6 protein-coding genes are annotated in these 7,828 nt (G+C 70.2%); all 6 read left to right on the forward strand.

Annotation, left to right across the window (positions count from 1 at the left end; translation table 11 throughout):
• Positions 1-320: 320 nt before the first annotated feature.
• The 6 genes from JKV81_RS18500 to JKV81_RS18525 all read left to right on the forward strand — a co-directional run bounded on the left by JKV81_RS18500 (position 321) and on the right by JKV81_RS18525 (position 7,763).
• Entirely contained in the window at positions 321-1,670 is a 1,350-nt protein-coding gene (locus JKV81_RS18500) for a lysine N(6)-hydroxylase/L-ornithine N(5)-oxygenase family protein (protein WP_202076852.1), read from the forward strand.
• Positions 1,671-1,756: 86 nt separating this feature from the next.
• Positions 1,757-2,815, forward strand: coding sequence for a FecCD family ABC transporter permease (locus JKV81_RS18505; RefSeq protein ID WP_129260058.1), 1,059 nt, complete (start codon positions 1,757-1,759; stop codon positions 2,813-2,815).
• Positions 2,812-3,873 carry a FecCD family ABC transporter permease gene (locus JKV81_RS18510; RefSeq protein WP_129260059.1) on the forward strand — a complete coding sequence of 354 codons (1,062 nt, stop codon included), beginning with the start codon at positions 2,812-2,814 and terminating at the stop codon, positions 3,871-3,873. Before JKV81_RS18505 ends, JKV81_RS18510 begins: the two co-directional genes overlap by 4 nt.
• Positions 3,874-3,924: 51 nt before the next feature.
• A complete protein-coding gene (locus JKV81_RS18515; RefSeq protein ID WP_129260060.1) occupies positions 3,925-4,764 on the forward strand; it encodes an ABC transporter ATP-binding protein in 840 nt (279 codons plus the stop codon).
• 115 nt (positions 4,765-4,879) lie between these two features.
• Positions 4,880-5,932 carry an iron-siderophore ABC transporter substrate-binding protein gene (locus tag JKV81_RS18520; protein WP_129260061.1) on the forward strand — a complete coding sequence of 351 codons (1,053 nt, stop codon included), beginning with the start codon at positions 4,880-4,882 and terminating at the stop codon, positions 5,930-5,932.
• A gap of 43 nt (positions 5,933-5,975) precedes the next feature.
• The gene (locus JKV81_RS18525) at positions 5,976-7,763 is read left to right on the forward strand and encodes an ABC transporter ATP-binding protein (protein ID WP_202076853.1); all 1,788 of its coding nucleotides are present in this window, start codon (positions 5,976-5,978) and stop codon (positions 7,761-7,763) included.
• Positions 7,764-7,828: the final 65 nt, after the last annotated feature.

The raw sequence follows: 7,828 nt of genomic DNA on the forward strand, positions 1-7,828 counted from the left end.
CGTCGTGCTCGGAGTCCAGGAGGGCTTGCAGGGTGCGGTGGCCCCAGGTCTGGTACCCGAACATGACGACCCGCATGAATGACTCCTCGGCACAGGGGATGGTGACAACCCAGTAAAGTGAGGCTTACCTTAGTCTGTAACAGGGCCTCATGGCGGACCTGTTGGTGGCCGTGGTCTCCCGAGCCTCGGCATACCCCTCTCGACAGCTCCGGGAGATGAGCTTAGGCTCACCTAAATCGCAACGGGCCGCTCGGTTCCGCGTGCCCGCCTTTCGGTTCCCGTGCGCCTTCAGGCGGCCTTCCCCGCACGATGGGAGTGACATGTCACAGGTTCAGCCTGGCGACGCACCGGAGGTCCTGGACCTCATCGGCATCGGCTTCGGGCCGTCCAACGTGGCCATGGCGCTCGCCGTCAGCGAGCACAACGCGGGCGCCCGGACGCCGGTCACCGCCCACTTCTTCGAACAGCAGCCGCGCTTCGGCTGGCACCGCGGGATGCTCATCGACGACGCGACCATGCAGGTGTCCTTCCTCAAGGACCTGGTGACGCTCCGGAACCCCGCCAGCGAGTACAGCTTCCTCTGCTACCTCAAGAGCAGGGGCCGGCTGGTCGACTTCATCAACCACAAGAACCTCTTCCCCCTCCGGGTCGAGTTCCACGACTACTTCGAGTGGGCGGCGGCCAAGGTCGCCGACATGGCCTCGTACGCCCACGAGGTCGTCGGCGTCACGCCCGTCGAGCGGGACGGGGCCGTGGAATACCTGGACGTGACGGTCCGCTCCGAGGAGGGGCTGGTGGCCCACCGGGCCCGTAACGTCGTCATCGGCACCGGGCTGCGCCCCCTCATGCCCGAGGGCGTCGAGCGCGGCGACCGCGTCTGGCACAACTCCGAACTGCTGGCCAGGGTCGACGCGCTGGAAGGCACCTCGCCCTCCCGCTTCGTCGTCGTGGGCGCCGGACAGAGCGCCGCCGAGAACGTCGCCTATCTCCACCGCCGCTTCCCCGGGGCCGAGGTCTGCGCGGTCTTCTCGCGCTACGGCTACAGCCCCGCCGACGACAGCAGCTTCGCCAACCGGATCTTCGACCCCGGTGCGGTCGACGAGTACTTCGCCGCGCCCGGCAGCGTCAAGCGCAAGCTGATGGACTACCACGGCAACACCAACTACTCCGTGGTGGACATCGACCTGATCGACGACCTGTACCGGCAGACCTACCGGGAGAAGGTTCTCGGCACCGAACGGCTGCGCTTCCTCAACGTCTCCCGTCTCGTCGCCGTCGAGGAGACTGCGGACACCGTACGAGCCACGGTGAAGTCCCTGGTCACGGGGGAGGAGACCGTCCTGGACGCCGACGTCGTGGTGTTCGCCACCGGTTACAGCCCCGTCGATCCCCTCGGTCTCCTGGGCGAGGCCGCCGACCGCTGCCTCCGCGACGAGGACGGGCGCGTCCGGGTCGAGCGTGACTACCGCATCGCGACCGACCCCGGCCTGGACTGCGGGATCTACCTCCAGGGCGGGACGGAACACACGCACGGCATCACGTCCGCCCTGCTGTCGAACACCGCGATACGGGTCGGCGAGATCCTCGACTCGCTGCTCGACCGGGGCGTCAAGGCAGCCTCCGACGAGGCCCGGCTGGTCGCGGAGGGTACCGGCGGCACCGCCGGATGAGCCCCCGGGGATTCGCTTCCGGCCTCGCGCCGGGCCCCCGACTGCCGATGCCTACCGTGTAGATCAAAGGGATAACGTACGTCGACATGAGCACGACTGCAGTGGAGCGTCCTGTTCCCAGGGGGGCGACGGAAGCCCGTCGACGACGGATGGTGGGCCTCGGCGCGCTGGTGGTGGTGCTCGTGATCGGGGCCGCCGCGTCGCTGGCGGTCGGGGCGCGCGCGCTGAGTCCCGCGGAGGTGTGGCACGGGCTGTTCGCCTCTCCCGACCCCGACCAGCGTCTCACCGAGATCAGGCTGATCGTGCGGACGGTGCGGGTGCCCCGGACGGTGCTCGCGATCGTCGCGGGTATCGCCCTGGGGATCGGCGGGTCGCTGATCCAGGGGTACACGCGCAACCCGATCGCGGACACGGGGCTGCTCGGGGTGAACTCGGGGGCCTCGTTCGCCGTGGTGACCGTGATCGCCGTGTTCGGGTTCGCCGATCCGTTCCAGTACGTCTGGTTCGCCTTCCTCGGGGCGGCGGCCGCCGGTGTCGTCGTGTTCGGGCTGTCCAGCATCGGGCGCGGGGCCGGCAACCCGCTGACGCTGGCTCTGGCCGGGCAGGGCGTCACGGTGTTCCTCGCGGCGATGACCACGGCGGTGGCACTGACGGACCTGCAGTCGCTGAACGCGCTGCGGTTCTGGAACGCGGGCTCCGTGGCCGGGGTCGGCTTCGACGTGATCTGGCCGGTGACCGCGTTCATCGCGGTCGGAGTGGTCCTGGCCCTGACGACGCTGCCCTCCCTCAACCTGCTCAACCTGGGGGACGACGTGGCGCGCGGGCTGGGCGTGAACATCGCGCTGAGCCGGACCGTGGGCATCGTCGCCATCACCCTGCTCGCGGGAGCGGCGACGGCGGCGTGCGGTCCCATCGCGTTCCTCGGGCTGATGGTGGCCCACGTCGCCCGGTACATGACCGGGCCGGACTACCGCTGGCTGGTGCCCTACGCGGGGCTCCTCGGGGCGGTCGTCCTTCTGGTCGGTGACATCGTGGGACGCCTCGTGGTGCGGCCGGGCGAGCTCGACGCGGGCGTCGTCGTCGCCCTGCTCGGCGCCCCGTTCTTCGCGGTGCTCGTATGGCGAGGAAAGTTCAGGAGCGCATGAACGGGACAGATGTGGAGCGCCGGATGACACCCGGCGTGCGGCTCGGCCAGGTGTCGTTCGTCTGGCGGCCCTGGATGGTGTGCGTCACGCTGCTGCTGGCGGCGGCCACCTTCCTGGTGTTCTGCCTCTCCATCGGGATCGGGGACTTCCCCATCGGCCTGTCCCGGGTGATCGCCACGATCCTGGGCCGGGGCGAGCAGGTGGACGAGTTCGTGATCATGGATCTGCGGATGCCGCGGGCCCTGGCTGGGCTCCTCGTGGGCATCGCCCTGGGGGTGTCCGGGGCGATCACCCAGTCCGTGGCACGCAATCCGCTGGCCAGCCCCGACATCCTCGGGATCACGGGCGGAGCCAGTGCCACCGCGGTGTTCCTGGTGACGGTGTCGGGCGGGGCCGCCACCGCGGTCGTCAGCACCGTCGGTCTCTCGGCCGCGGCGCTCGTGGGCGGCCTCGGCACCGGTCTGCTGGTGTACTTCCTGGCGTGGCGGCGCGGGGTCGACGGATTCCGGCTCATCCTCATCGGCATCTCGGTGACCGCCGTGATGGAGGCGATCACCACCTGGCTCCTGACCAAGGCCGACATCAGGGACGTGGCGCGGGCGCAGGTGTGGCTGGTCGGCTCGCTGGACAACCGGTCGTGGGACGAGGTCCGGGTGGTGTTCTGGTGCACGCTCGTCCTCATGGTGGTCGTGGCGGCCGTCGCGTTCCAGTTCAAGCCCCTGCACCTCGGTGACGAGGTCGCCGCCGGGCTGGGCGTCCGCTTCTCCGGGGTACGGGCGGTCCTGCTGCTGTGCGCGGTGCTGCTGGCCGCCGCGGCGGTGAGCGCCGCGGGGCCGGTTCCGTTCGTGGCGCTGGTGGCGCCCCAGGTGGCGATGCGTCTGGTCAGGTACCCGACACCGCCGCTGGTGGCCTCGGGCCTGGTGGGCGCTCTGCTGCTGATCGGCGCGGACCTCACGGCCCGCTCCGCGCTTCCGGTCACCCTTCCGGTCGGCGTGGTCACGGCGGCCATCGGCGGCCCCTTCCTTGTATATCTGCTGGTGCGGGCGAACCTCAGGTAGCTGATGAACACGACACGACACGACCGTACGAGCCGGACAACGGGGGGACCTGTGGGCGCTGAGCACCTGACGAAGAGCGGACCGGCGGTCGAGGACGTCCCTCGGCTCGCGGCGAAGGGCATCGCGGTCGGCTACGGCGGACGGACCGTCATCGACGGCCTCGACGTGACCGTCCCGCCCGGTCTGATCACCACGATCATCGGCCCCAACGGCTGCGGGAAGTCGACCCTGTTGCGCACCCTGACGAGGCTGCTGAAGCCCACCGCGGGTGCCGTCGTGCTGGACGGCGAGGACATCGTCAAGCTCCGGACCAGGGACGTGGCGAGGAAGCTCGGCCTCCTGCCGCAGGCCCCGGTGGCGCCGGAAGGGCTGACGGTGGCCGATCTGGTGGCCCGGGGGCGCCATCCTCACCAGAGCTGGCTGCGGCAGTGGTCGTCGGACGACGTCTCCGTCGTGGAGCGTGCGCTGGCCATGACCGGGGTGTCGGACCTCGCGGACCGTCCGGTCGACTCGCTCTCCGGCGGGCAGCGTCAGCGCGTCTGGATATCGATGACGCTGGCTCAGGGCACCGATCTGCTGCTGCTGGACGAGCCGACCACGTACCTGGACCTGGCCCATGCGATCGATGTGCTCGACCTGGTCGACGACCTTCACGAGTCGGGCCGCACCGTCGTCATGGTGCTCCACGACCTCAATCTGGCCACGCGGTACAGCGACAACCTCGTGGTCATGCGCGACGGTTCGATCCTGGCGCAGGGGCACCCGCGTGACGTGATCACGGCCGATCTCCTGCACGAGGCCTTCGGACTGCGGGCCAAGGTGATCGACGACCCGGTGGGGGGCCGGCCCCTCATCGTGCCCATCGGACGCACCCATGTGCAGATCAACTGAGGTCCGAGCAGGGAAAATTCACAGAGTTAGGCTAGGCTAACCTCACCAGTTATGAATAAGGTTTGGCTGCCCTCAGACGGGGTGTAGCGGACAGCGCGAAAGCAGGGGATTCCGGATGCTCTTCCACAGATCCACGTTTCAGAAGCCATGGCGGCGGCTTGCGGTGACTCTCACCGCCGTGACGCTCGGCGCCGGCCTCCTCGCGGGCTGCGGCTCCGACGCGGACGAAGGCAAGAGCGACAAGGCCCCTGCCGCCTCGACCGGGGTGTTCCCGGTGACCGTGGAGCACGCCTTCGGATCCACGAAGATCGACAAGGCCCCGGAGCGGGTCGTCACCGTCGGCTACACGGACGACCAGACCGTCCTGGCGTTCGGCATCAAGCCGGTGGGCATGGTCGACCAGTACCCGAACCCGGCGGGCAAGTCCCCCGACATCAACACCCAGTGGCCCTGGGTGAAGGACAAGTGGGGCGACGCCCGCCCCGAGGTCGTCATGAAGAACGGCGACGCGGGCCCCAACTACGAGAAGATCGCCTCGCTGCGCCCGGACCTCATCATCGCGGTCTACTCCGAGATCGACGAGGCCGCCTACGGCAAGCTCTCCAAGATCGCGCCGACGGTGGGCCGCACCAAGACGGAGAAGGATCTGTTCAGCGCTCCGTGGCAGGACAACGCGGTCCACATCGCCAAGGCGCTCGGCAAGGAGGCCGAGGGCAAGGCGCTGGTCGAGGACATCCAGGCCAAGCTGGAGTCGGCGGGTGAGGCACACCCGGAGTTCGCCGACCAGACGGCCGTCGCGGTGTCCTGGTACAAGGACTCGATCTCGGCCTTCACCACCACCGATGTGCGCGGACGGCTGCTGACGGGCCTCGGCTACAAGGGCGCGACCCAGATCGACAAGGTCGCCGGCGGCGAGTTCTCCACCGCTCTCTCGCCCGAGCGCGTCGACCTGATCGACGTCGACCGCATCTTCGTCATCAACGACAAGGCGGACACGGACGCGTTGAAGAAGTTCGAGCTGTTCACCAACCTGTCCGCGGTCAAGGACGGCAAGGTCTCCTACCTGCTGGACAGCGAGGGCCCGGCCGTCGGTGCGGCTCTGTCCCAGGGCACCCTCCTCTCCATGCCGTACGGGATCGACGAGCTCGTCAAGTCGGTCGACCAGTGACGCACACCGCCCGGTCCCGCCACTGCCCGGTGCAGGTCCCCGGGTGAGCAGCACCGCCACACGCGTCGCCCCCGCCACCCTGCGCACGGCGGCCGGGGGCGAGTCCACCCGCTGGGTCGCCGCGCGCTGCCGCGAGGTGCCGTGGCTGACCGCCGCCACCGTGCTCACCACGGTGGCGGGGGCGGCGCTCCAGGTGCTGCCGGTGCTCCTCCTCGGCCGGGTGGTCGACGGGGTCGTCGACGGCGACGGACGCTCCGTCCTGGTCACGATCGGCATCCTGATGGGAGCCGCCGCGCTGCTCGGCGCGGCGGTGACCGCGGTGTCGACGTATCTGATCGGGCGGCTGGGCGCCGACCTCCTCGCACGGCTGAGGGAAGCCGCGGTCCGGGCGGTGCTGGGCATGCCGAGCGCCCGCGTCGAGCAGGTCGGCCGGGGCGACGTGCTCTCCCGCGTCGGCGACGACGTGGCCGTCCTGTCCAGGGGCATCCGCACGGCCATCCCCACCGTGTTCTCGGCGGGCGTGCTGGTGGCCATCGCCACGATCGGCATGTTCGGGCTCGACTGGAGGCTCGGCCTCGCGGGCGCCGGCGCACTGCCCGCGTACGCGCTGGCCCTGCGCTGGTACCTGCCGCGGTCCGCCCCGCTGTACCGCCGGCAGCGGGTGGCCCAGGCCGACCGCGCGCAGGCGCTGATCAGCGGACTGAACGGGATAGACACCGTCCGGGCGTACCGCCTCGAAGGCGCCTTCCGGGAGAAGGTCACCGACAGGTCGTGGCGGGTGCGCGAGCTCGGCATCGACGTCTTCCGGATCTTCGGCCGGTTCGTCGGCCGGGAGAACCGCGCCGAGTTCATCGGACTCGTCCTGATCCTCGTGGTCGGATACGTCCTCCTGGAGAACGACGCCGCCACCCTGGGCGACGTGTCGGCGGCGCCGCTCATGTTCCACCGGCTGTTCACCCCGCTGGGCGCCATCATGTTCACCTTCGACGAGGCACAGAAGTCGGGGGCGAGCCTCACCCGCCTGGTCGGGGTGCTGGGGGAGTCCGCCGACGACCGGCTGGTGGGTGACGCCTCCGTGGGTACGGCGGACGTCGCCGAGTACCCGGTGACGGTGGAGGGGCTGACCTTCAGCTACCCCGGCGCCGAGGACCCGGTGCTACGGGACGTCAGCCTGACGATCCCGGCGGGCGGTTCGCTCGCCCTCGTGGGGGCGACGGGCGCGGGCAAGTCGACCCTCGCCGCCCTGATCGCGGGCATCGGCAGCCCGCAGGCCGGTTCGGTGCGGATCGGGGAGAACGACCTCGCCGGCCTGGACGAGGCCGGCGCGCGGGCCCTGGTGAGCATCCTGACGCAGGAGACCCACGTGTTCTCCGGGCCGCTCGCCGAAGACCTGCGGCTGGCCGCGCCCCGGGCGACCGACGCGGAACTGACCGACGCCCTGCGCACGGTGGGCGCCGCGGACTGGGTGTCCGCGCTGCCCGACGGCCTGGGCACCATGGTCGGTGAAGGAGGCGAGCGCCTGGACGTCACCAAGGTCGCCCAGATCGCCCTGGCCCGGCTGGTGCTGAGCCGGGCACCCGTGGTGGTGCTCGACGAGTCCACCGCGGAGGCCGGCAGCGAGGGAGCCGCCGAACTGGAGAGGTCCGTACGGGCCGCGTGCGCGGACCGGACCACGCTGTTCGTGGCACACCGGCTGACCCAGGCGATGGCGGCCGACCGGATCGCCGTGCTGGACGAGGGACGCGTGGTGGAGCAGGGAACCCACGAGGAGCTCGTGGCCCTGGGCGGACGGTACGCACGACTGTGGCGGGCCTGGCGCGAGGGCAGTTAGACATCCCTGTGTTGAGGTCGGCCCCACTTTCCTACGCTGGAAGGACGATGAGTCTCCGATGACGG

The sequence above is a fragment of the Streptomyces silvae genome (assembly GCF_016745505.1).
GTDB lineage: Bacteria > Actinomycetota > Actinomycetes > Streptomycetales > Streptomycetaceae > Streptomyces > Streptomyces silvae.

What these genes read in the sequence shown, in the direction of transcription:
- JKV81_RS18520 (WP_129260061.1), top strand. Translation starts at nt 4,880, where the DNA reads ATGCTCTTCCACAGATCCACGTTTCAGAAGCCATGGCGGCGGCTTGCG.
- JKV81_RS18505 (WP_129260058.1), top strand. Translation starts at nt 1,757, where the DNA reads ATGAGCACGACTGCAGTGGAGCGTCCTGTTCCCAGGGGGGCGACGGAA.
- JKV81_RS18510 (WP_129260059.1), top strand. Translation starts at nt 2,812, where the DNA reads ATGAACGGGACAGATGTGGAGCGCCGGATGACACCCGGCGTGCGGCTC.
- JKV81_RS18500 (WP_202076852.1), top strand. Translation starts at nt 321, where the DNA reads ATGTCACAGGTTCAGCCTGGCGACGCACCGGAGGTCCTGGACCTCATC.